General features: G+C 53.0%; 20 protein-coding genes and 1 other annotated feature. Of the genes, 7 read left to right on the top strand and 13 right to left on the bottom strand.

Going from position 1 to position 23,537, the window contains the following annotated elements; translation table 11 throughout:
• Positions 1 to 204: 204 nt before the first annotated feature.
• From recJ to xerD, 3 genes are all read right to left on the bottom strand, one after another.
• Positions 205 to 1,929 carry a single-stranded-DNA-specific exonuclease RecJ gene (gene recJ / locus PGW97_RS02615; RefSeq protein ID WP_273858550.1) on the bottom strand — a complete coding sequence of 575 codons (1,725 nt, stop codon included), beginning with the start codon at positions 1,927 to 1,929 and terminating at the stop codon, positions 205 to 207.
• Between the two features lie 340 nt (positions 1,930 to 2,269).
• On the bottom strand, positions 2,270 to 2,992 hold the full coding sequence (dsbC, locus tag PGW97_RS02610) for a bifunctional protein-disulfide isomerase/oxidoreductase DsbC (protein WP_047886463.1): 723 nt from the start codon (positions 2,990 to 2,992) through the stop codon (positions 2,270 to 2,272).
• Positions 2,993 to 3,250: 258 nt separating this feature from the next.
• The gene (gene xerD, locus PGW97_RS02605) at positions 3,251 to 4,105 is read right to left on the bottom strand and encodes a site-specific tyrosine recombinase XerD (RefSeq protein ID WP_242551894.1); all 855 of its coding nucleotides are present in this window, start codon (positions 4,103 to 4,105) and stop codon (positions 3,251 to 3,253) included.
• Between the two features lie 475 nt (positions 4,106 to 4,580).
• Between xerD and fldB the strand changes: the two genes are divergently transcribed.
• The gene (gene fldB, locus PGW97_RS02600; RefSeq protein WP_047886462.1) at positions 4,581 to 5,099 is read left to right on the top strand and encodes a flavodoxin FldB; all 519 of its coding nucleotides are present in this window, start codon (positions 4,581 to 4,583) and stop codon (positions 5,097 to 5,099) included.
• A gap of 98 nt (positions 5,100 to 5,197) precedes the next feature.
• Here the strand turns inward: fldB and brnQ are convergent, their stop codons facing one another.
• On the bottom strand, positions 5,198 to 6,508 hold the full coding sequence (gene brnQ, locus PGW97_RS02595) for a branched-chain amino acid transport system II carrier protein (RefSeq protein WP_217394192.1): 1,311 nt from the start codon (positions 6,506 to 6,508) through the stop codon (positions 5,198 to 5,200).
• Between the two features lie 367 nt (positions 6,509 to 6,875).
• On the opposite strand from brnQ, the gene PGW97_RS02590 reads away from it, so the two are divergent.
• Positions 6,876 to 7,640, top strand: a complete 765-nt coding sequence (locus tag PGW97_RS02590; RefSeq protein ID WP_273859614.1) for a tRNA1(Val) (adenine(37)-N6)-methyltransferase — start codon at positions 6,876 to 6,878, stop codon at positions 7,638 to 7,640.
• A 183-nt stretch (positions 7,641 to 7,823) separates the two neighbouring features.
• Positions 7,824 to 9,056 carry an ATP-dependent RNA helicase SrmB gene (gene srmB / locus PGW97_RS02585; RefSeq protein ID WP_047886459.1) on the top strand — a complete coding sequence of 411 codons (1,233 nt, stop codon included), beginning with the start codon at positions 7,824 to 7,826 and terminating at the stop codon, positions 9,054 to 9,056.
• 181 nt (positions 9,057 to 9,237) lie between these two features.
• On the opposite strand, the gene yaaA is transcribed toward srmB, so the two are convergent.
• Positions 9,238 to 10,011: a peroxide stress protein YaaA gene (gene yaaA, locus PGW97_RS02580; RefSeq protein WP_217394190.1), complete on the bottom strand. Its 774-nt coding sequence runs from the start codon at positions 10,009 to 10,011 to the stop codon at positions 9,238 to 9,240.
• Positions 10,012 to 10,158: 147 nt separating this feature from the next.
• Positions 10,159 to 11,592 (bottom strand): alanine/glycine:cation symporter family protein, encoded by a 1,434-nt coding sequence (locus PGW97_RS02575; RefSeq protein WP_047886616.1) that lies wholly within the window; start codon positions 11,590 to 11,592, stop codon positions 10,159 to 10,161.
• 567 nt (positions 11,593 to 12,159) lie between these two features.
• Here PGW97_RS02575 and PGW97_RS02570 point away from each other — a divergent pair.
• Positions 12,160 to 12,342 (top strand): DUF3545 family protein, encoded by a 183-nt coding sequence (locus PGW97_RS02570; protein ID WP_047886457.1) that lies wholly within the window; start codon positions 12,160 to 12,162, stop codon positions 12,340 to 12,342.
• A gap of 232 nt (positions 12,343 to 12,574) precedes the next feature.
• On the opposite strand, the gene PGW97_RS02565 is transcribed toward PGW97_RS02570, so the two are convergent.
• The 4 genes from PGW97_RS02565 to nfo form a co-directional block, all read right to left on the bottom strand.
• Entirely contained in the window at positions 12,575 to 13,117 is a 543-nt protein-coding gene (locus PGW97_RS02565) for a hemerythrin domain-containing protein (RefSeq protein ID WP_047886456.1), read from the bottom strand.
• 119 nt (positions 13,118 to 13,236) lie between these two features.
• Entirely contained in the window at positions 13,237 to 13,917 is a 681-nt protein-coding gene (ung, locus tag PGW97_RS02560) for a uracil-DNA glycosylase (protein WP_047886455.1), read from the bottom strand.
• A gap of 78 nt (positions 13,918 to 13,995) precedes the next feature.
• Positions 13,996 to 14,121 carry a hypothetical protein gene (locus tag PGW97_RS02555; RefSeq protein ID WP_273858543.1) on the bottom strand — a complete coding sequence of 42 codons (126 nt, stop codon included), beginning with the start codon at positions 14,119 to 14,121 and terminating at the stop codon, positions 13,996 to 13,998.
• 206 nt (positions 14,122 to 14,327) lie between these two features.
• Entirely contained in the window at positions 14,328 to 15,176 is an 849-nt protein-coding gene (gene nfo, locus PGW97_RS02550; protein ID WP_217393520.1) for a deoxyribonuclease IV, read from the bottom strand.
• Between the two features lie 343 nt (positions 15,177 to 15,519).
• On the opposite strand from nfo, the gene grcA reads away from it, so the two are divergent.
• Positions 15,520 to 15,897, top strand: coding sequence for an autonomous glycyl radical cofactor GrcA (gene grcA / locus PGW97_RS02545; RefSeq protein ID WP_047886453.1), 378 nt, complete (start codon positions 15,520 to 15,522; stop codon positions 15,895 to 15,897).
• Positions 15,898 to 16,002: 105 nt separating this feature from the next.
• Here grcA and thrC read toward each other — a convergent pair whose 3' ends face one another.
• Genes thrC through thrA form a run of 3 tightly spaced genes read right to left on the bottom strand, consistent with a single transcriptional unit; the run spans position 16,003 to position 20,706 of the window.
• Positions 16,003 to 17,286 carry a threonine synthase gene (thrC, locus tag PGW97_RS02540; protein WP_273858541.1) on the bottom strand — a complete coding sequence of 428 codons (1,284 nt, stop codon included), beginning with the start codon at positions 17,284 to 17,286 and terminating at the stop codon, positions 16,003 to 16,005.
• Positions 17,287 to 17,288: 2 nt separating this feature from the next.
• On the bottom strand, positions 17,289 to 18,245 hold the full coding sequence (gene thrB / locus PGW97_RS02535; RefSeq protein WP_047886451.1) for a homoserine kinase: 957 nt from the start codon (positions 18,243 to 18,245) through the stop codon (positions 17,289 to 17,291).
• Between the two features lies 1 nt (position 18,246).
• Entirely contained in the window at positions 18,247 to 20,706 is a 2,460-nt protein-coding gene (gene thrA, locus PGW97_RS02530; protein ID WP_273858539.1) for a bifunctional aspartate kinase/homoserine dehydrogenase I, read from the bottom strand.
• Positions 20,707 to 20,769: 63 nt separating this feature from the next.
• Positions 20,770 to 20,895 (bottom strand) — a sequence feature (Thr leader region).
• Between the two features lie 290 nt (positions 20,896 to 21,185).
• Here thrA and aceK point away from each other — a divergent pair.
• Together aceK and PGW97_RS02520 are read left to right on the top strand one after the other, a co-directional pair.
• Positions 21,186 to 22,958 carry a bifunctional isocitrate dehydrogenase kinase/phosphatase gene (gene aceK / locus PGW97_RS02525; protein WP_047886449.1) on the top strand — a complete coding sequence of 591 codons (1,773 nt, stop codon included), beginning with the start codon at positions 21,186 to 21,188 and terminating at the stop codon, positions 22,956 to 22,958.
• 103 nt (positions 22,959 to 23,061) lie between these two features.
• Entirely contained in the window at positions 23,062 to 23,520 is a 459-nt protein-coding gene (locus PGW97_RS02520; protein WP_047886448.1) for a hypothetical protein, read from the top strand.
• Positions 23,521 to 23,537: the final 17 nt, after the last annotated feature.

Genomic DNA, 23,537 nt, shown 5'->3' with positions numbered 1-23,537 from the left:
CGCCAGACTCAACAGCAAGTGCTCATCACAACCACAGACACGAGTAAGAGTTAACCATGCTAGTGGCTAACGCCCCTGAGTTTTTACAATCCTAAGCTTTTACAGTCCTAAGATTTTACAACCCTGAGATTTTACAACCCTGAGATTTTATACCCCAGATATTGTATATCCCGGAGACTTTGCCACTCGGATTCGTACTGCACGCTACAGCGCTGACAGGTGCTCCACCAGCAGCTGAACGTTACTGTTACCGCGGAACTCATTCACGTCGAGACGGTAAACCAGCTCGACCTGCTGAACCGACGCATCCGGCCAGCGGCGCAGATCGACGTTAAATGCGATCCCGTCAATCACGCTGCCCCCCGCCAATGGCTCCAGCATCATTTTCAGGTGCTTGCCGCCCACCAGTTTCTGATGCAACAAACGGAAGTGGCCATCGAACAGTGGCTCCGGGAACTGCTGTCCCCACGGCCCACCGGCGCGCAGCAACTCGGCAGTTTGCAGGTTCAGCTCCTGCGGCGTCAGCTCACCGTCAGTCAGCAATACCCCTTTGAGGGCATCCTCATCCAGCTCATTCCGGACCACCAGATCAAACGCCTTGGTAAACGCGTCAAGCTTCTCTTCGTGAATCGTCAGACCGGCAGCCATGGCATGGCCGCCAAATTTACTGATCATTCCCGGATTCTGGGTATCAATCAGGTCCAGCACATCACGCATGTGCAAGCCGGGAATCGAGCGGCACGAGCCTTTGATTTCACCGTTACCGGCATCGGCAAAGGCGATCACCGGGCGGTGATAAATCTCTTTAATGCGGGAAGCCAGGATCCCAATCACGCCCTGATGCCAGTCCCGCTGGAACAGCGCCAGGCCGAAAGGCATGTCCTGCTGATTAAACTTGAGGCGCTCACAGATTGCCATCGCCTCTTCTTTCATCCCCTGCTCAATTTCTTTACGGGTCTGATTCAGGGCATCCAGTTCTGCCGCCATTCGTCGGGCCGCTTGAATGTTGTCACACAGCAGCAACTCAACCCCAAAAGACATATCGTCCAGTCGACCGGCCGCATTAATACGCGGACCGAGCGCAAAGCCTAAATCGCTGGCCACCAGCTTGGCGGGATCGCGGTTTGCCACTTCAATCAACGCACGGATGCCCGGACGGCATTTGCCGGCCCGGATACGTTGCAACCCCTGATGCACCAGAATGCGGTTGTTGCCGTCCAGTGCCACCACGTCTGCCACCGTGCCCAAGGCAACCAGATCCAGCAGCTCAGCCAGATTCGGCTCTGCGATCCCCTGCTCGGCAAACCAGTTGGCCTCACGCAAAGCGGCACGCAGCGCCAGCATCAGATAAAAAGCCACCCCGACGCCACACAGGGATTTCGACGGAAAATCACACTCATGCAGGTTCGGGTTCACAATAGCATCAGCATCCGGCAGGGTATCACCCGGCAGGTGGTGATCGGTCACCAGCACCTGAATCCCTTTGGCTTTGGCTGCCGCCACGCCACTGAGCGATGACACCCCGTTGTCTACCGTCATGATCATTTCCGCGCCGCGGGCAGCGGCCTGCTCCACCACTTCCGGACTCAGACCGTAACCGTCATCAAAGCGATTTGGCACCAGATAATCCACATTCCGGCTGCCCAGCATACGCAAAGCCAGTACCGACAAAGCTGAGCTGGTTGCGCCATCGGCATCAAAATCCCCCACCACAATGATACGACGCTGCTCGCTGAGTGCTTGTTTGAGCAACTCAACCGCAGGCTGAATACCGTGGAGCTGGTTGTAGCTGTGCAAGCCGCGCACGCCGCGCTCCAGATCATGTTCACTGCGGATACCGCGGCTGGCATAAATTCGTTGTAACAGGGGATGAACAGCATCGCTGAACTGGCTGGTATCCGCCTCGGGGCGGCGCTTAATTTCAATCATCAGGCTTATCTACTGACCGGCAGGGGTTAAATAGGCAAGGTTTCGTCTTGCTCTTTTATCGTACGCTTTCGCTGTGCTTGTAGGCACCGCCGTTTGCGCTGTGTGTTCATGTGGCTTGTTCATTGGCTTTATCAGCTTTGGCTTTTAACTGCTTGAGCCTTTACAACTTTGGGGGTTTAAAACTTGGGCTTTTATCAGCGCAACGACAGACCGCGGAGATATTATAGACAGTCGGGAAAGACGAGCAACCGCCGCGCCGGAATTTCAACCGGAAAAAAACACGCCCGGAATCATCTTCCGGGCGTGGCGTTTGTACTCTTGTGACGAACTGCTTTAGCTGTCAGGTGCGGCTGTCGAGCAATTTACGCAGCATTGGGGCTGGCTGGTAACCCGGCAGCATGGTGCCGTCTTCCAGAATCATCGCCGGGGTACCGGAGACTCCCATTGCCACGCCCAGTTCGTAATGCTTGCGCACCAGATCATCACGTTTCTTGCCGTCATTCGGATTAAACGTCCCGTTCTTGGCATCGTTCATAGCTTTGGCTGGGTCACTGGCCCCCCAGATCGCGCTCATTTCACCAAAGTTACGCGAACGCTCGCCACCTCGTGGAAACGCCAGATAACGGATAGTAATACCGGCATCGTTGTATGCCTGCATCTCACTGTGCAGCTTGCGGCAGTAACCGCAGGTGGTATCAGTAAACACTGTCACCACGTATTTTTCATTTTTGGCCGGATAAACGATCATCTCATCTTCCATGCCTTTGAGCTTGTCTTTGTTCAGTTTGGCCATCTTCTGCTCAGTCAGGTTGACTGGCTCTGCGCCGTCATTCTGATACAGGTGACCAGCCAGGAAGTATTTGCCGTCATCAGAGACATAGACGATTCCCCGCTCTGTCACTACCTCATTCAACCCAGGCAGCGGCGAAGCACTGATCGTTACTGGCACTAAACCCAGCCCACTCAGTTTGCTTGTAATGGCAGCTTCGTCAGGCTTGGCTGACGCGGCAAAAGCTGTCATGGCCACCGCAGTAGCGAGTAACGTACGACCCAAAAAGTGCATTCGACTCTTTCCTTTCCAATTAGATAAAAACAGACCAAACAGGGATACCGCGCGATTGTGACCAATCGATACCCACTTGTGAGGGATAAGACCACGGGTGTCTGAAAAAATTTCAACGGAACAAAAAATTCCTGACCTGATCAGTATAACCAATCCGGCAGACCTACAGCCAGTCTTCCGGCTGAGACACCCCGCCCGGTAACCGTTTATGCGACAAAAGAAGCCCTTCAACGGGATGATTCCCGCACCATCCCTCTGTTATGCACGCGGATGGTGAGTTTCGTGCAACTGCTTGAGGCGCTCAGTGGCCACATGGGTATAAATCTGGGTGGTCGATAAGTCACTGTGTCCCAGCAACATCTGTACAACCCGCAGATCCGCACCGTAATTCAGTAAATGTGTGGCAAAGGCATGACGCATCACGTGTGGCGACAGGGTTTCGGCATCAATACCGGCCAGCACCGCATAGTGTTTAATCCGGTGCCAGAATGTCTGCCGCGTCATCTGCTTGGCACGGCGGCTCGGAAACACCACATCGGAGCTTTTCTCGCCCAGCAGCTGAGGCCGGCCGTATTGCAGGAACTGAGTGATCCAATCAATCGCGTTCTCCCCCATCGGCACCAAGCGCTCTTTATCGCCTTTACCGATCACCCGGACCACCCCCTGACGCAAGCTGACATTTTCCATCGTCAGGCTGACCAGCTCAGTCACACGCAGGCCGGTAGCATACAGCAGCTCCAGCATAGCTTTGTCTCTCAGCTCCAGCGGATCGTCCGTGTTCGGCGCCTCCAGCAGGGCATCAACCTGGGCTTCAGTAATGTCTTTCGGCAGGCGCTTGGGCAGTTTCGGGCTCACCAGCATCGCACTCGGGTCATCATCACGCAGCTTTTCCCGGTGCAGGTACTGATACAGGCGACGAATCGCCGACGCCATCCGGGCCCGGGATGTCTGCTTGTACTCGGCATCAAACAGCCACTGTTGATAGCGCTGTAAATCGTCTGCCGATACGGTTATCAGGGTCAGCCCCTGGTCATCAATCCAGCCTTCGAGCTTTTTGAGATCGTTGCGATATGACGCTAGCGTGTTTTCCGACAAGCCGCGCTCCATCCACATTGCATCGAGAAACCGCTCGATAATCACTGCCTCGTTTTCCACTACTACCTCGAACACTTTATTGCCTGAACACCATGCGCTGAACACGATTCAAATGAAACACTGCATACCTAAAACACTGAGCAAGTGAAACATATGTACCTGAAAAACAGGCACCTGAACGATTGTGAGCAAGTACAAACACATGGATAAATAAACAGTATCCGTATAGTAGTCGATTTTGACCGAAAATGTAATGGCAGCCGTTATGGCCGCCATTTTATGTCGTTCCGCCAGCGGCATGGCATAGAACCCGTAACCTTAACGTCGGGACCAGCCTGCGATAACCAAACACAGTAGTGACCACGCGGTAGAAGGTCGATAGATCACGCCGTCATGCCGCCACAACCACCGACAGTAACTTTAACTGGCAATCAGGGGATGGGGATAGGTAAAATCCCGTTATCACTTTTTTGTAAAATATTGGATACGCAGCATGAAGATTGGCCTATTCTACGGCTCAACCACCTGCTATACCGAAATGACCGCAGAGAAAATCCGCGAGTGTATCGGTGCGGAGCTGGTTGAGGTGTTTAACGTAAAAGAAGCAGACCTGACCGCCATGAACCAGTACGACATGCTGATCCTAGGAATTTCGACCTGGGACTTCGGCGAGTTGCAGGAAGACTGGGAAGCCATTTGGGAACAGCTTGACGGTCTTGATCTGACCGGCAAAACCATTGCCCTGTTTGGCCTGGGCGATCAGGAAGGGTATACCGAGTGGTTCCTCGACGCGATGGGTATGCTGCACGACAAATTGCTGCCATCTGGCGCAAACTTTGTCGGCTACTGGCCAAATGAAGGCTATACGTTTGAAGCGTCCAAAGCCCTGACCGAAGACGGCAAGTTCTTTGTCGGCCTGGCACTGGATGAAGACAGCCAGTACGAACTGAGTGACGAGCGTATCACAAGCTGGTGTGAGCAAATCCTGACGGAATACAGCGAGACACTGTAAGCGCTGCTGTGTGAAACCCAGGATAAAAAGACAGAAACAAAACGGGATGCCTGAGCATCCCGTTTTTTATGTTCGGATCGTCTTGGATGGACGGGCCTTTATGCCGCAGAAGCTTCGCTTTGTGACTCTGGCGAACCAATGAAGCGAGTCACAACCAGTGCCAGTGCCGTTGGCAGTACCCACGCCATGCCATAGTCAAACAGCGGCAGGATATTCAGCGCGCTTAGATCCATGCCGATAAATTTGCCGGCATCAATCAGGCTGAACAACAGTGATACCGCCAGCACCACACGGTATGCCAGACGCGGATTTGGCAACCAGCGACGCACAAAAGTCAGGGCCACCAGCGCTACTGCCACCGGATACAGCGCAAACAGAACCGGAATTGACAGGGAGATCAACTGGCTCAGACCTACGTTGGCGATTACCGCACAAACCACGCCCAACAGCACCACCCATTTTTCATAAGACAGCTTAGTCAGTGAGCTGAAGTAATCAGAACACGCACTGATCAGGCCAATGGCAGTTGTCAGACAGGCCAGCAGCACAATCGCAGACAGGATCAGTTGACCTACCGGGCCAAACAGTGCCTGTACATAGCTCGCCAGGATAGTCCCGCCATTGTCAGCACCTGCCGCCACTGCAGAGCTGGTCGCCCCCAGATAGAACAGTGACACATACACAAATGCCAGACCCGCAGCGGCAATCAAACCTGCGTAAACCAGATAAGTACAAGTGGTTTTTTCGTCAGTAATGCCTTTGCTGCGAATCACATCGACAATCAGCATCCCGAACATCAGGGCCGCAAAGGTATCCATAGTGTTGTAACCTTCCAGGAAGCCTTTGGTGAACGCCATGTTCGCGTACTCACCCTGAGCCGCCTGAATCTCCCCCTGAGGGAACAGGAAGACAGCCACCGCCAGAACAGCCAGTACCGCAAACAGGGCTGGCGTCAGGAACTTACCGATAGTGTCAATCAGCTTACCGCGAGACCATGCAAAGAACATCGCCACGGCAAAAAACAGAATCGAAAACAGCGTCAAGCTGACTTGACCGGCTTCAGGGATAAACGGCTTCACCGCCATTTCGTAAGCCACAAGACCTGTACGCGGTGCTGCAAAAGCGGGACCAATAATAATGAAGATCAGCACAGCCATCAGAGTCGCCACTTGCGGTGGCAGATCACGAGTCAGCCCTTTCCAACCCCCACCGGCAATCGCTACCGCGATAATGCCGACCAGTGGCAGACCCACCGCGGTAGACAGGAAACCAAACATGGCCGGTAGCAGATTCTCACCCGCCGCCAGACCGGCCTGCGGAGGGAATATGATATTCCCAGCGCCTAAGAAGAATGCGAAGGTCATAAAACCTATCGCCATGATATCAGTGACTTTGAGTGACTTTTTCAAACTGCACCTTCCACTCTTACGGATTAATGTTGTGTTAGCGTTTTGCTTATATTTTTAATATCGAGATCACAAAAAATGAAAAGCTGAATGTGACCTTGCTCGCAGCATAATGACGAAAAAGCATTCAATAAGCAAGGGAATAGATAAAAACACCACAATCTTTGGCTGGATACCTTTGAAACCAGAATATCAAACCAAAATCAAAACCTCGAACGGAACTATAAACCACCACATACGCATTCGATAAAAGATCACCATCAGAATTAAAACCTATTCAACAACCTGTTAACAGCTCATCACTGAACTTGCTTCTCTTTCTTGACGCGTTACTATCATCTGCAAAATTGTGACAGAACCTCAAACAACCATGGCAAAAGGCTTCACCTTCAAACAATTTCACGTCAATGATCACGGCTGCGGAATGCCGGTAAGCACCGACGGTGTGCTGCTAGGTGCCTGGGCGGAATTACCTCCCAGTGCACCGCACGTACCCGACCTTGCTGGTCAGGACGGGAAGACCGCCACAAAAAATACGGTACTGGATATTGGGACCGGCAGCGGTCTGCTGGCTCTGATGGCAGCCCAGCGTACGACTGAGCACACGACGGTGACCGCCATTGAGCTTGATGCCGGTGCTGCCCTGGCTGCACAACACAATTTTGCCGATTCCCCCTGGTCGTCTCGCCTGACGCTGGTCAATGCTGATGTGCAAACCTGGGCGACAGCGCAGCCAGCCGGGGCGTACCCAGCCATTGTCTGTAATCCACCGTATTTCAACCACGGGGAGCAGGCTGACTGCCAGGCCAGGGCCACGGCACGCCACACCGACAGCCTGACCCATCAGGCCCTGCTGACCGCCTTGCGGCACTTGCTGGCCCCGGAAGGCACCGCCAGCCTGATTCTGCCGGATTATGAAGGCCGCCAGTTCATCGCTATGGCTGAGACCTTTAAGCTCCATTGCCGCAGGGTATGTGAAGTGCGCACGACCGGGAACAAACCGGTCAGCCGCTTACTGATCGCACTGTCCCCCACCGCCGGGACGTGCCTGAACGAACAGCTGGTGATCCACCATCAGGGAAGCTATTCAGCGGATTTTATTGCGCTGACACAGGCGTTTTACCTGAAGATGTAACCCTGCCGGACAGAAACGGACGCCATCGCCGGCAGTTTTTTGTATATTTATCGGTGATAGTTACGCCAATAATCACTATAATGCCGCCCCTTGTCGCCGAAGCGATAAGCGGCAAATAAACCGGAACCACAACGAGACGCCCCATCAGGGCCGTCGTCCTGCATTCCCGAGGAGAATTGACTGGTGAGAAACTTTTCCGAATTAGAATTAGATAGTGAGCTGTTGCAGGCCATTGAAGAGATCGGTTACGAGCGCCCAACCGCGGTCCAGACCGAAGCAATCCCACACGCACTGGACGGGCGGGACGTGCTGGCTTCCGCTCCTACCGGCACCGGAAAGACCGCCGCGTTTCTTCTGCCAATGCTGCAGCATTTGCAGGACTTCCCGCGTAAGAAGCCGGGGCCTGCACGCGTACTGGTACTGACGCCGACCCGTGAGCTGGCCATTCAGGTTGCCGATCAGGCTCGCGCCCTGGCTAAGTACACTTCGCTGAAAATCTTCACGATTACCGGCGGTATTTCTTACGACGAGCACGCCGAGCTGCTGGGTAAAACCCAGGATATCGTTGTGGCCACGCCGGGCCGTCTGATGGAGTACATCGAAGCTGAGCGCTTTGACTGTCGCGCCATTGAATGTCTTATTCTGGACGAAGCCGACCGCATGCTCGACATGGGCTTTGGTAAAATCGTGGAACGCATTCACAATGAATGTCGCTGGCGTCGCCAGAGCCTGCTGTTCTCTGCCACTCTGGAAGGGAAAGGGGTTCGTGACTTTTCACAGGGTATTCTGAATGAGCCGGTAGAAGTCAACGCTGAGCCGCCGCGCCGCGAGCGTAAGAAAATCCACCAGTTCTACTACCGTTGTGACGATATGGCGCACAAACTGGCGCTGTTGCAGGAAGTACTGAAAGAAGCGGATCGCACCATCATTTTCGTCAAAACCCGTGAACGCCTGGCCGAGCTGCGCGATCAACTGGCATCGATGAAAATTAATTGCTGCTGGCTACAGGGTGAAATGGCTCAGGCATCGCGTAACAACACGATCAACCGTTTCCGCTCTGGTGACATCAATATCATGCTGGCGACCGATGTCGCAGCCCGTGGTATCGATCTGCCGGATGTGAGCCATGTGATCAACTTCGACATGCCACGTACCGCAGATGTCTATCTGCACCGTATCGGCCGTACCGCTCGTGCTGGTAAGAAAGGCACCGCAGTCTCACTGGTTGAAGCGCACGATCAAAGCCAAATCGAACGTGTTAGCCGCTACATGAAAGAAGATGTGCCGGAGCGCTTCGTCGAAGGTATGCGTCCGAAACACAAGAAAGCCAGTACGGTGAAGAAGAAAAAGAAAAAAGACACAAAGAAAAAAGATGCCAAAGGCACTGCAGCGAAAAAGAAGAAAGTAAAAAAGTAACGACTCTTCCGTAATTTGCTGGACACGTGCTCCCTCTTACTGACGGGGCACCCGGATCAAAAAAGGCTGGTTTCGACCAGCCTTTTTGTTTGCCTGCGGATTGTTCATCCACGGCCTGTGTGCCGCACGCTCTACTTTCCTGACGTCCCGGATTTCCCGGATATATCAGGAACAGCCCGGTTTATTGCTCTTCGCGCTTAAACACCAGTTCCGTTGCCGTCGACTCCGCCGGTACAAAATAATAGCCAGCGGTATCAAAGGCTTTCAAGCCTTCAACCGAATCCACTTTGTGATCCAGAATGTAGCGCGCCATCATGCCACGCGCTTTTTTGGCGTAAAAGCTGATAACTTTGTAGGTGCCGTTTTTACAGTCTTTGAACACCGGGGTAATAATCTTGCCCGCGATTTTCTTCGGCTTCACCGCTTTGAAATACTCGTTGGAAGCCAGATTCACCAGCACATCGTCACCTTGTGCGGCTAACGCGGCATTCAGCTTATCTGTAATGATATCGCCCCAGAACTGGTACAAGTTCGCCCCACGCGGGTTTTCCAGTTTCGTCCCCATTTCCAGGCGATACGGCTGCATCAAATCCAACGGGCGCAGCAGGCCATACAGACCAGACAGCATGCGCAGGTGTTGTTGCGCATAGGCAAAACCGTCTTCATCCAGCGTTTCCGCTTCCAGCCCGGTGTAGACATCACCTTTAAATGCCAGGATCGCCTGACGGGCATTGTCAGTGGTAAATTCCGGTTGCCACTCAGCAAAACGGGCCGCATTCAGGCCGGCAATTTTATCGCTGACTTTCATCAGGCTCGCAATTTGCGCCGGGGTCAGTTCGCGACACACTTCAATCAGTTCAGCCGAATGTTCAGTCAGCTCCGGCTGGGTGTAAGTCTGGGTCGCCAACGGCGATTCATAATCCAGGGTTTTGGCCGGTGATACCACAATTAGCATAAGTTGTTCCTTTATCAGGCGCTCAGGTCCGACAAAATGGTAACAGCATTGCAAAAAAAAACCACGCGTAATCCGCGTGGTTTTTCCTATCAGAACCATCTGCTTGGCCGATGGTTAGCGTGGTAAATGATGGTGACCAGGAAGCGCTTACTGCTTACCGGACTGGTCCCAGATCCCTTCTTCTTCCAGCTGAGCATGCAGCTCCGGATAATCATTGCTGTCGAAGGTCGGCACTTTGCCTTGCTCCAGCTGCTTGTTATAGTCCCGCGCCAGCTTCACCACCGTACCGGACAGCAGCACAATGGCTATCAGGTTGATGATGGCCATCATCCCCATCGACACATCGGCCATCGCCCAAACGGTCGGCAGATCAGCCATTGCACCAAACATCACCATCCCCAACACAACTAACCGGAATAAAGTCAGACCCGCTTTGTGGTTGTGTTCCAGGAAGATCAGGTTCGTTTCAGCGTACGAGTAGTTAGCCACCAGCGAGGTAAACGCAAAGAAGAAAATCGCCACGGCAATGAAAATCGATCCCCAGCCGCCAACCTGTGAACTCAGGGCGCGCTGAGTCAGCTCAATACCGGTAATTTCGCTGTGCGGCACATATTCGCCAGACATTAGAATAATGGCAACGGTCGCCGAGCAGATCACGATGGTGTCCATAAACACCCCCAGCATCTGCACATATCCCTGCGAGGCCGGATGCGGCGGGTAAGGCGTGGCCGAGGCAGCCGCATTAGGTGCCGATCCCATCCCAGCTTCGTTTGAGAACAGGCCACGTTTCAGGCCATTGATCATCCCTTGGGCAATGGTGTAACCCAACGCCCCCGAGGCCGCTTCTTCCAGCCCGAAGGCGCTGCGGAAAATCATCCCCAGCACATCCGGCAGCTTCTCAATATTCATCATCAGAATGAACATCGCCAGCACCAGGTAACACAGGGCCATGGCCGGCACCAGAATTTCAGCTGTACGGGCAACGGCACGCAGGCCACCGAAAATGATCACACCCGCCATAATGACCAGACCGATCCCGACATACATCGGGTTCCAGCCAAACGCGACATTCATCGCCTGAGAAATAGAGTTCGCCTGAACCGAGTTAAACACCAGACCGAAGGCAATGATCAGGCAGATTGAGAAGGCGACCCCCATCCAGCGCATGCCCAGGCCTTTTTCCATGTAATAGGCCGGGCCGCCACGGTAGTTTCCATCGTCATCGCGGGTTTTATACAACTGTGCCAGTGCACTTTCAGCAAACGCCGTGGCCATGCCCAGCATCGCAATCAGCCACATCCAGAAAATCGCCCCCGGACCACCCAGTGTCAGCGCGACGGCCACACCGGCCATGTTGCCGGTTCCCACCCGTGCTGCCAGGCTGGTACATAATGCCTGAAACGACGAAATACCTGCCTCGTCAGACTTTCGGCTGTTACGCATGACACTGAACATGTGACCGAAATGACGGAACTGGATGAAGCCCAGGCGGTAAGTGAAATACACGCCGACCCCAATCAACAGATATATCAGGACGGAGCCCCACAACAGATCATTCAAAAAGTTAATCTGACTTGACACGTCAACCCCTTTCAATTCATTCGAACACTGACGACTGCGACATAAAAATGGCAACCGTCAGGAAAAGACAAATGTAGCCTCAGCCAAACGGGCAAACTGCCGGAACAACGGAGAGTGCTACAACCTTAGTGTTATTATTTGATAAATGGCAGCGAAAGCCGGTTGCAGAGCAACATTCAGACCTTCACTTAGCGCAGTTAGCTTGTTATTGATTTGTAAATAACGGCCGGTTCTGTCGACAACCGGTCGTACCGATTGCACTTGGGCTAACTGCAGATGGGCGGTGATCATGCAAACTTACCCCTCAAAAATCAATATCTCATCCCTAAATTATTGGTGGATGACATGCTTTATGCCTGTCAGGTGCTTATAAATCGCCCCTGCATCCCGATTTTGAAACATCAGGAGGTCACCCCAGGTGGTGAAATATTCCGCAAGCCAAACGTTTTTGCGAGGTTTGACACATAAAACATTCATCAGCTGGCAACAATTGTGAAACACTTCAATTTTATTTTTAGGCCTGTTGTGATATTTAACTACTGACCGATTGTGAGGAAGAGGTGCTCTATGGACAGTTACGCATTCGATGACATTCTTGCAACAGACATGCCGACCCGAAGCTCACGCAGCAAGCCTGTGAAACGCAAGTGGCGGGAAATTGAAGCATTGAAGGACAAACAAAGACTACGCCGCGAACTTGCTGATATCGACATGTTCCGCGATTTATCAGATGACGAATTAGATCTCTAATCTAATCCACAGCTTACCGAAAAAGAGTCGGCCTGTGCCGACTCTTTGTGTTTCCCTGGTTACGTACCAACACGCCACGCTTTTCCTTTTGTCGGTCACTCGCGCCCCGGCCCGTATGCCGGGGCGAATTCCCTCACCCCGGTCGATTCAGCGTTTGGCTCATGTCAGAGGCCGCCTCTATTAACGACTAACAACTAACTACGGGGTGTGATCAATTACGGACTATCACTGACTATGGCAGGCGCTGCAGACGCTCTGACAGCGCGCGATACCGTTCGGCGACCTGAGAGCCAAACAAAGGATCGCACTCGCACTGTGAGTATTGCCCGGACACGGCAAGCCAGTCATCTTTGGTGAAGTTAGCCCGGATCCGCGGAAAGACATTCTGCTCTTCGAATTCCAGGTGAGCCCGCTGCCGGGTGACAAACGCGTTCAGCTTGTCGGCAAAGACATCAAGCGGCACAACCGCATCCATCAGGATCATTTCGACGGTATCTGAAAACTCGTGGGTCAGCTGGGCCAACTCCTGGTGCTCCCGCTCCAGACTGGCCATATCACCCTGATCATCGGCATAGTGGCTCTGATAATAGTGGTAAAGAATATCTTCTTTCGGGTGGTGGCACTGTTCTGCATGGCTTTGCAGGTAATCCACGATCTCTTTGATCAGCGTGTAATTCACCGTCTGTCCCTGCCGAATAGCATCCAGCTTTTGTTGCAGAATATTGAGCAGACGGATGATATAACCATGCTCAGTGTGAATGTCATCCAACATCATTGTCGTTACCTCCCAGTCATCTTTCCATTACTGAAAGTGTAAGCACAGAATGGCATCCCCACCTTGATCCCGATTAGCAAACCCGAAAAAAGATCACACTTTCATCACAAATCACTCAATTAGGTACGATCGGCTAACATCCAGTTAATCGGCGATTTATTCATCTGCTCCAATAACTTATTTGTCTGAGAGAAGTGCTTGCAGCCGAAGAATCCGCGATACGCGGAGAGCGGTGACGGATGCGCTGAATGCAGCACATGGTGGCGGGCAGTGTCGATTTTCTTCCCTTTTTTCTGCGCATGGGCTCCCCAAAGCAGGAACACGACCCCCTCGCACTGCTGATTAATCACTTCAATCAGGCGGTCGGTGAACGTCTCCCAGCCGATCTTGGCATGCGAATGCGCTTTGCCCTGCTCCACCGTCAGAACCGTATTGAGCAACAACACGCCCTGCTCGGCCCACCCTTGCAGATAGCCGTGCTCGGGAGCCGTGAAGCCCGGAATATCGGTCGCCAGTTCTTTATACATGTTTGCCAGCGACGGCGGCACTTTGATTCCCGGCCGAACGGAAAAGCTCAAACCGTGCGCCTGCTCTGGCCCGTGATACGGATCCTGGCCCAAAATAACGACTTTCACCTGCTCCAGCGGGGTGCTGTTCAGCGCGCTGAACACCTCCGCCTCGGGAGGATAAATGGCTTTGCCGGACTCACGCTCAGCCGCCACAAAGTGCTCGATTTGCTGAAAGTAAGGCTTCTCGCGCTCAGCCGTGATGACTTGCTGCCAGGTCAGCGGTTGGCTCATATCATGCTCCTGTCATGTGATTGAGCCGCTATTGTATAGCCTTCCGCAAACAAAAAAAGCGCCCGCAGGCGCTCTCGATTATTCCGGTTGCTGACGTACTTTGGAACGGACTGGCGTTCGCCAGTGGCCACGTCCCTGGATATGACGGTATGCCTGAGGCAATCGGGATATGCCATAGCACAGGATCATCATCTCAGTATTCATAGTGCCTCCTCATTCTTGCGGCCAATGATCACTGAAACAACCTATAAAAAAAGGATGCCAAAATAATTAACCATTAATAATCAATATATTAAGTATCTTACACCCTTTTTCCCCGCAACTCGTGCGCCGAGGTGGGGCGCTCATGCGCCAAACCTGCACATCTCAACCCGAGATTACGCAGGTCGCTGCTGTAACCGTCAGACCCGTTACGATGCCGGGATGAAAGCACGCAGGGTCGCGATCTCCTGCGCCCAGATATCCGGATTGATGGTTTCCAGCACCAGCGGAATGTTATCGAACCGGCTGTCCTGCATCAGATAACGGAAACAATCCCAACCGATTTCCCCTTCACCCAGGCTGTGATGGCGATCCAAACGACTGCCCAGCCCGCCTTTCGAATCATTGAGATGCATACCGCGCAAATAGTGCATGCCAACAATCTGATCAAATTCGGCAAAGGTCTGATCGGTCGCGGTTTCAGTGCGCAGATCATATCCGGCAGCGAACGTGTGGCAAGTGTCGATACACACACCGACCCGACTTTTATCCTCAACCTGCGCAATAATTTCAGCCAGATGCTCAAAGCGCCAGCCCAGATTCGTCCCCTGACCCGCCGTGTTCTCAATCACCGCCACAACATCCGGCACCGCCTGATGGGCCAGGTTGATCGATTCTGCAATCAGCGACAGGCAATCGGCTTCACTGATTTTCTTCAGATGACTGCCGGGATGGAAATTCAACAGGGTCAGCCCCAGCTGCTGGCAACGTTCCATTTCATCGATGAACGCCGCGCGCGATTTCTCCAGCTTATCCGCTTCCGGAGCACCCAGATTTATCAGGTATGAGTCATGGGGCAATATGGATTCGGGCCCGAAACCATATTGCTTACATCGCGCCTTGAACGCAGCCACAACATCTGCGGTCAGTGGCTTGGCCACCCACTGCCGCTGATTTTTGGTAAACAGGGCAAAGGCGTTTGCGCCAATCTGGCGGGCATTTTCCGGGGAATGATGTACACCACCGGCGGCAGATACATGTGCGCCAATTAACTTCATGGCTCTCCTACTCAATCTCGTTACTGATTAACGTTTGCGACGACAATTCTGACACTGTCGACTCACATTTTTCTTAGGGTTAGTGATTTAACCCCTCTTATTTTGTAGTAATTTTACAACAAAATAAGCGTTCAATTATTTTTTAATGTTGGCAAAAACAATTACAAAACCAGTTTATTTAAGGGTTGATTGACCAAGCTCAAAAAATCAGCCTTATTTTATTTGTGGTTTTTTGTGGTTATTTGATCTAAATCAACACAGAAAAAAGGGGCTCGGGGTATATAATACGCAGCTCGACACGAAAATCGAAAAAATTAACGACATCCCCCTGAAGGAGAAAGCCATGATCAAGGGTATTCAAATCACTAAAGCGGCAAACGATGATCTACTGAACTCTATCTGGATCCTGGACAGCGACAAGAATGAAGCGCGCTGTGTAGCCGCTTCAGCAGGCTTTGAAGCCGACCAGGTTGTTGCCGCTACTGATCTGGGCGACATCGAGTACCGTGAACTGCCAATCGAAGCACCGGCAAAAATCGAAGGCGGCCAGCACCTGAACGTGAACGTTCTGAAGCGTGAAACGCTGGAAGATGCCGCGAAGCACCCTGAAAAGTACCCTCAGCTGACAATCCGTGTTTCGGGTTACGCTGTGCGTTTCAACTCGCTGACAACAGAGCAACAACGCGACGTGATCGCTCGTACTTTTACCAGCACGCTGTAATCGCCAATCTGGTTATGCCCAGCTTGGGCAACCCGCCTTAGGCACCCGAAATAAAAAAACGGCATCTTGGATGCCGTTTTTTGTTACCTGCCGTTCTGCGCAGGCTTATTGTACGTCGCGTAGCACCACTTTTAGCTGGGCAAAGTCATTATCACGCTCCAGCGACAGCAGCTCCATGGCGTTATGCTTAGCCAGTGGGGTGGGTAGTGGGATGTCTTTGCCCAGAATGTCATCCACCACTTCCTTAAATTTGGCCGGATGGGCGGTACACAGGAACAGCCCCGTTTCACTGTCTGCCAGTTGCTCATTCAGCACGCGGTAAGCAATAGCACCGTGAGGTTCACACAGGTAACCTTCCTTCTCCATCTGACGCAGCGTGTCGGCGGTCTGCTCATCATTCACCGCGCCGTAACCCAGGGTATCCAGCCCCCACCCCTGCTTGTGGCACAGCTCCTCGATACGCGGCCAGTTGTTCGGCTGGCTGACGTCCATCGCATTAGACAGCGTCGGTACGGTCGGCGTCGGTTCCCAGTTACCGGTTTGCAGGTAACGTGGCACTGTATCATTAACGTTGGTGGCCGCGATGAAACGCTTCACAGGCAAGCCAATCGCCTTGGCCAGCAAGCCCGCCGTCAGGTTACCGAAGTTACCGCTTGGCACGGCAATAACCAGCTCCTCGCGCTCAGCTTTTGACAGCTGTGCCACCGCTTCAAAGTAGTAGCAAATCTGCGCCAGCAGGCGGCTGATATTAATAGAGTTCGCCGAATTCAGACCCACTTCCTGACGCAGTTCAGCGTCGTCAAAGGCCTGTTTCACCAATGCCTGGCAATCATCAAACGTACCGTTAACGGCGACCGTGGTGATGTTGTCACCCAGCGTACAGAACAGTTTTTCCTGCAGCGGGCTGATTTTTCCTTTCGGATAGAGAATGACCACTTTGATGTTGTCCATGCCAAAGAAAGCATGGGCAACTGCCGCGCCAGTGTCGCCGGATGTCGCGGTCAGAATCGTGATCTTGCCGTCACGTTCAGACACCGCAGCCAGTGACTGAGCCATAAAGCGGCCACCGAAATCTTTAAACGCCAGAGTCGGGCCGTGGAACAATTCCAGCGCGTATACCCCCTCTTTTACTTTGGCAATCGGGGCCGGGAACTGGAACGCATTACCAACCATTTGCGCCACGGTTTCCGCCGCCAGTTCGTCACCGATAAAGGCCGATAAAATGCGCGTGCTGCGGCTGATAAAGTCTTGCTCCAGCAGAGCATCCACATCATCAAAAAACGGCAGCTCAGACGGGAAAAACAGCCCTTGATTCGACCCCAGTCCCTGACGGACCGCCTGGCCAAAAGAAACCTGTTCCTGGTGATTTTTTAAGTTATATAGCTTCATGGTTACAGCTCACTTCCTGTTACTTTCGAGCCCTGACTGTCAAGACGACAGACATGGACAAATCCTTCATCGTTCTGAACATAATGATCTTGCAACCATCGTGCAATACGCTGGGCAACGTCAATGTCATTACAGATGCTAAACATGGTCGGTCCGGAGCCGGAGATCCCGCTGGCCAGCGCCCCTGCTTCCAGCGCATATTGCCTCGCCTGGGCAAATCCCGGCAATAAGCGTTCACGGTATGGCTCCGCCACCACATCTTTGATCATTTTTGCGGCCAGCTCAGGCTGCTGCGAATGACAGGCGTGGATAAAGCCTCCCAAATAACGGCCGTGGGCAATAACGTCCTGACGGCGGTACTGCGACGGCAAAATTGCGCGCGCTTCTGCGGTGGGTACTTTGATCCCCGGATACGCCATCACCCAGTACCAGTCGTCAAAACACGGGACTTCCTGGCTGATGATTCCCAGCTCTTCCACCATAAACTGCAACCCGCCAAGGTAGCACGGCGCGACATTGTCGTAGTGCAGGCTGCCTGAAATTTCCGCTTCCATCTCGCCCATCAGGGCCAGCAGTTCCGTTTCTGTCAGCGGCAAATCGTGGTAGTGGTTTAACGCATCCAGCGCAGCCACAATGGAACAGGCACTGGAACCCAGTCCTGAGCCAATCGGCATGTTCTTTTCCAGCGTCAGGGCAACCGGTTTTAGGGTCTGGCCTTTTTTGTCCAGCTCCCGGGCAAAGACCTGCCAGCAGCGGTACACAATATTTTCTTCCGCCTGCTGTGGCAGTTTGTCCACAAAGCGGCCGATACACTGCAGCGAGAAGGGCTGCTCTCCGGCAGCCACTTTCACCCGGTCCCCCAGTAATGTGCCGTCCAGCGGCGATACGGCCGCCCCCAGCACATCAAAACCTACGCTGACGTTCCCAATTGACGCTGGCGCGTAAACAACAACACTCATTTTATACTCCTAGTTTCCAGCCCAACGTCCGCATCAGATCCGCGAATACACCGGCCGCCGTTACTTCAGTACCGGCTCCGTAGCCACGCAACACCAGTGGGATTGGCTGGTAGTAGCGGCTGTAGAATGCCAGGGCATTTTCGCCATCCTTGATCTTGAACATAGGATCATCGGCATCCACGGCGGCAATGCGCACAGCACACTGCCCCTGATTAATTTCACCCACATAGCGTAGCACTTTCCCTTCTGCGGCTGCTTTTTCAGACAGCTCGGCAAAATAGGCATCGGCTTGCGGCAGGCGCGCCATAAACTCGTCATTACTGCCGCTGGCATCAAAGCCCGGCGGTAGTGCCTGTTCTACCACCACATCGTCCAGTTCCAGTTCCAGACCGGACTCACGGGCAAGAATAAGCAGCTTACGCGCCACATCCATACCGGACAGATCATCACGCGGGTCTGGCTCAGTAAAGCCATTATTGCGCGCCACTGTTGTCGCTTCACTGAAGCTCATGCCTTCATCCAGCTTGCCAAAGATGTAAGACAGCGAGCCGGACAGGATACCGCTGAAGCGCTCAAGCTCATCACCGGCTGCCATCAGGTTCTGCAGGTTTTCGATAACCGGCAGACCGGCACCCACAGTGGTGTCATACATGAACTTACGGCGCTTGGAACGGGCCGCCTGACGCAGCTGCTGGTAGTATGCCATGCTGGCCGTGTTGGCTTTCTTGTTCGGTGTGATGACGTGGAAACCGGAGGCCAGGAAGTCCGCATACTGCTCGGCAATGCCCTGATCCGACGTACAATCGATCACCACCGGGTTGATGATATGGTTGCGTTTCACCAACTGGATCATTCGCGCCAGACTCAGCGCCTCGCGGGCCTGTCCCATCAGATCACGCCAGTTATCCAGAGGCAGCCCGTTGCTGTCCATCAGCATGCCACGGCTGTTGGCCAGGCCACAAACCCGAATCACGATGCCGTTGTCAGCCAGTTTCGCCTGCTGGCGACGGATCTGCTCGACCAGCTCACCGCCCACACCGCCAACGCCGATAACAAACACATCTAGGAAGTGCTGGCTGTTAAACAGGTTTTCGTGACAGGCTTTCACCGATTCCGACACTTTTTCATCCGGGATCACCGCAGAAATCGCGCGCTCCGAAGACCCCTGCGCAATGGCCACAATGTTGACGTCCACTTCTGCCAGCGAGGTAAAGAACTGAGACGCCACGCCACGAGAGGTACGCATACCGTCACCCACCAGCGTTACGATCGCCACGTTATCCATGAACTCGACCGGCTCCAACAAGCCTTCTTTGAGTTCCAGTTCAAAGTTGTTGTGCAGGGCTTTCTCGGCCGCAACTTTGTCATCGCTTTCAATACAGAAGCTGATGCTGTACTCCGACGATGACTGAGTGATCAGAACAATCGACACCCCGGCGGATGACATCGCGCCAAAGACTCGGGCCGCCATGCCGACCATTCCCTTCATACCCGGACCGGAAACGTTCACCATGGTCAGGTTTTTCAGCGTGGTGATGCCTTTGATATCCAGCTTGTCTTCGCCGGTATCCTGACCGATCAGCGTACCGGCCCCCTGCGGGTTAAAACTGTTTTTGATTAGGCAGGGAATGTGGAACTGGGCAATCGGAGCAATGGTTTTCGGGTGCAGTACGGAGGCGCCAAAATACGACAGCTCCATCGCTTCCTGATAACTCAGGGATTTCAGCAGACGGGCATCCGGTACCAGACGCGGGTCACAGCTGTAAACACCGTCCACATCGGTCCAGATCTCACAGCAGTCAGCACGTAGGCAGGCTGCCAGCACAGCGGCTGAATAGTCAGAGCCGTTACGCCCCAATGTGACCAGTTCGCCTTTCTCATTGCCTGCGGTAAAGCCCGGCATGATGTTGACATGGCCTGCCGGTAACGGCTGATTACGGAAGTTCTGAGTGGATACTTCGATATCCACATGGGCTTCCAGGTAATCGCCGTGCGCTTTCAGGTACACCACAGGGTCAATCAGGAAGGCAGCCTGACCGCGGGCTTCCAGCAGAGATTTCATTGCCGCAATCGACAGCCGCTCTCCCTTGCTGATAATACGGGCATAAACGTTGTCCGGACACAGCCCCAGTAGCTTAATCCCGTGTACATACTGCTTCAGCTGACCCAATGAGCTGGCCAGTTTCGCTTCCAGTGCCGCCTGATCGAACTTAGGTTCCAGCGCTTTCAGGCCGGCAAACAGATCTTTAAAGACCGATTCCAGGTCAGCCAGTTGTAACTCTGCTTCACCGTAAGCAATGGTATTTTCGATAACGGACACCAGCTTATTGGTGACCTTGCCCGGAGCCGACAGCACGACAGACACGTCTTCCTGCTGGGCGTTGTTAAAAATGATGTCTCCTGCACGTGCAAAGCGTTCTGCATCGGCCAGAGATGAACCGCCAAATTTTAATACTCGCATTCCCTACTCCCAACTTCCTCAATCTTGCCCCATCTATGACCTGTCCGGGGATAAAAACATGGTTAAAAAAAAGCCCACACCTTGGAGGGGTGTGGGCTTTTTTTGTGCGATTCTTATTCGTCGTGCATCAGCCCCCCCCAGCAACCATGGTGCCGGTAATAATAATGGTGGTGGTGTTCATGCTGATGACGTTGTGCATTGCAATCCTGCTACTATGCCTTTGAATTAGTATTTATCTACGTTTACCGGAAAGCTTTTGATGAGTCAACCATCAATTTCATCCCATTCTGGCTTTTAATTGCCACAAGCGCATAAAAAACAGCCGTAAAGGGATATAACGAAGACAGAAAATCAACGCAATTGATTGCAGTCACTCGGCTCAGGATGCATAGTAGGAAGCGATGGATATTTAAGCACTCGGCTATTTTTACACATGCTCAGCCCTAATTAGGCTAAGGTTAGATTCGGAGGGATCCCGAATGACTTCTGCAATGGAACAACTCGTCGCACACACCATCCTGCAAGGCTTTGACGCCATGTACGGACGGTTTCTTGATGTGACTGCTGGCGCTCAGGAGCGATTTGAATCGCAAGACTGGCCCGCCGTTCAGCAGGCACTGAAAACCCGGATTAATTTTTATGACCACCACGTTGGTCTGGTCACCAGTCAGATTCAGATCATGCTGGGAAAGCAGTATGCCAGCCACAGTTTTCTGATGGCGGTGAAAAATGCTTATGAAGATCTGCTGCTTGACTATCCGCGCTACGACATTGCAGAAAGTTTTTTTAATTCCGTATACTGCCGTATTTTCGAGCACCGTAATATCAATCGTGACAAGCTGTTTGTGCACAGTTCCCAGGAAGGGCGGATTCCCTCCTATCCCACCGCGCTGACCCGGCTGTACAATACCGGCGCAGGACTGGACACGCTGCTGGAACGGGTGATGGATGACTGCCCTTTTACGCTTTGCTGGGAAGATAAATACCGTGATATTCAGGAGCTGAGCCAACGGCTGCAGGCGGTGTTACCCGATACCCTGAGTACCCCGCCAGTGATCGAGATGATCCGCGAGCCCTTTTACCGGAACAAGGCAGCTTACCTGATTGGCCGGGTCCGGCTTGATGACTACCAGTTTTTCCCGCTGGTTCTGCCAGTGCTGACCACCGCCAACAATGAACTCTTTATCGATGCCTGCCTGACCAACGTCGATGACGTCAGCATCCTGTTTGGCTTCGCCCGTTCCTACTTCATGGTCTATGCCCCGGCGCCGGCGGCACTGGTGCGTTTTTTGGGAGAGCTGCTGCCCAAGAAAACCAAAGCTGAGCTTTACACTGCGATTGGCTGTCAGAAACATGCCAAAACCGAGCTTTATCGTGAATTTTTGCGTCATATGGCCAATTCGGATGATCAGTTCGTGCCCGCCCCAGGGATCAAAGGGATGGTCATGTCGGTGTTCACCCTACCCTCATACGGTTTTGTGTTTAAGATCATCAAAGACAAATTCGCACCGCAAAAAGATATCAGCCATGCGGTCGTCAAAGAAAAGTACCGTCTGGTTAAAGAACATGATCGGGTAGGCCGAATGGCTGACACCCAGGAATACCGCAATTTTACGTTTGACCGCCACCGTTTCAGTGACGAGCTACTGGACGAACTGCTGGCCGTAGCGCCGTCCATCATTACCGTGACCGATACCCAGGTCATCATCAAACATCTCTATACCGAGCGGCGCATGATTCCGTTTAACCTGTATATCGAACAGGCCAACGATGACGACTTGCGCCACGCGGTGGACGAATACGGCAAAGCCATCAAACAACTGGCCGCTGCGAATATTTTCCCCGGCGACATGCTGTTCAAGAACTTCGGGGTGACCCGTCACAAACGGGTGGTGTTCTATGACTACGATGAAATCAGTTACATGACGGAGATGAATTTCCGGCGGATTCCGCCGCCACGCCACCCGGAAGATGAACTGGCGTCAGAGCCCTGGTATAGCGTCGGTATTAACGATGTATTCCCGGAAGAGTTTCGCACCTTCCTGCTGATCAACCCCAAAGTACGGGCGCTGTTTGAGGAACTGCACAGTGATCTGTTTGATCCGGCTTACTGGCAACACCTGCAGCATAACATTACCGACGGGCTGTTTGAGGATGTATTCCCTTACCCCAATTCGCTACGGCTATCACGTTTTCAGGTAACCGACGGCAACCCCGAGAAAGAGAATATGGCAGAGGGGCGCAGCCTGTGAAAACGCTCTGACGTGGAGTGTCTTTTTCCGGCAACCTAGCCTAGTATTATTTTGCTAAGAAATGGATAAATAATTCACAAAAGAAAAACAGGGAAGGTGATCAATGCGTAATTTGCTAATCACAATTACCCTGTTGGTAGTGGCCTTACCGACAGCAGCGGCAGAAAGCGACCCGCTCACTCTGCTGGATGACAAATCGAAATCCGGGTGGTTTTTGACCTCCCAGTCCCGAGGTGCGGAGCAGTTTGATCTGTGGCAGATCGACAGTGGTTATACGTACGCCCTGACAGACAAAACCGAGGTTTATTTAAGTACGCGTCTGAAAACGTCGACCAGTACGCAACCGGCCAGCCGGGGCTTACTGTCCGGGGTCAAGTATTCCTTGTCTCCGCGTCTGAGCCTGCAAAGCGCCGTGACGTCTGAAACGGAAGATCGCGAAACCGTGATGGGGGTGGAAGTGTCGAGCCAGTTTGAGGTCACCGACAGACTCAACCTGCACGCGACCCTGGACTACGAGTCCCTTGAGCAGATCTATCAGGTAGGCATAGGTTTTCGTTTTTAGCCTCTAGCCTTTTCGTT

Source organism: Photobacterium sp. GSS17, assembly GCF_028621875.1.
GTDB classification, from domain to species: domain Bacteria; phylum Pseudomonadota; class Gammaproteobacteria; order Enterobacterales; family Vibrionaceae; genus Photobacterium; species Photobacterium ganghwense.
This window is presented reverse-complemented; position numbering and strand designations above follow the sequence as displayed.

Bases quoted from the DNA above. Each gene is read 5' to 3' on its own strand.
- recJ (WP_273858550.1), bottom strand. From the start codon at position 1,929: ATGATTGAAATTAAGCGCCGCCCCGAGGCGGATACCAGCCAGTTCAGC.
- dsbC (WP_047886463.1), bottom strand. From the start codon at position 2,992: ATGCACTTTTTGGGTCGTACGTTACTCGCTACTGCGGTGGCCATGACA.
- xerD (WP_242551894.1), bottom strand. From the start codon at position 4,105: ATGTGGATGGAGCGCGGCTTGTCGGAAAACACGCTAGCGTCATATCGC.
- fldB (WP_047886462.1), top strand. From the start codon at position 4,581: ATGAAGATTGGCCTATTCTACGGCTCAACCACCTGCTATACCGAAATG.
- PGW97_RS02590 (WP_273859614.1), top strand. From the start codon at position 6,876: ATGGCAAAAGGCTTCACCTTCAAACAATTTCACGTCAATGATCACGGC.
- yaaA (WP_217394190.1), bottom strand. From the start codon at position 10,011: ATGCTAATTGTGGTATCACCGGCCAAAACCCTGGATTATGAATCGCCG.
- PGW97_RS02570 (WP_047886457.1), top strand. From the start codon at position 12,160: ATGGACAGTTACGCATTCGATGACATTCTTGCAACAGACATGCCGACC.
- PGW97_RS02565 (WP_047886456.1), bottom strand. From the start codon at position 13,117: ATGATGTTGGATGACATTCACACTGAGCATGGTTATATCATCCGTCTG.
- ung (WP_047886455.1), bottom strand. From the start codon at position 13,917: ATGAGCCAACCGCTGACCTGGCAGCAAGTCATCACGGCTGAGCGCGAG.
- PGW97_RS02555 (WP_273858543.1), bottom strand. From the start codon at position 14,121: ATGAATACTGAGATGATGATCCTGTGCTATGGCATATCCCGATTGCCT.
- nfo (WP_217393520.1), bottom strand. From the start codon at position 15,176: ATGAAGTTAATTGGCGCACATGTATCTGCCGCCGGTGGTGTACATCAT.
- grcA (WP_047886453.1), top strand. From the start codon at position 15,520: ATGATCAAGGGTATTCAAATCACTAAAGCGGCAAACGATGATCTACTG.
- thrC (WP_273858541.1), bottom strand. From the start codon at position 17,286: ATGAAGCTATATAACTTAAAAAATCACCAGGAACAGGTTTCTTTTGGC.
- thrB (WP_047886451.1), bottom strand. From the start codon at position 18,245: ATGAGTGTTGTTGTTTACGCGCCAGCGTCAATTGGGAACGTCAGCGTA.
- thrA (WP_273858539.1), bottom strand. From the start codon at position 20,706: ATGCGAGTATTAAAATTTGGCGGTTCATCTCTGGCCGATGCAGAACGC.
- aceK (WP_047886449.1), top strand. From the start codon at position 21,186: ATGACTTCTGCAATGGAACAACTCGTCGCACACACCATCCTGCAAGGC.
- PGW97_RS02520 (WP_047886448.1), top strand. From the start codon at position 23,062: ATGCGTAATTTGCTAATCACAATTACCCTGTTGGTAGTGGCCTTACCG.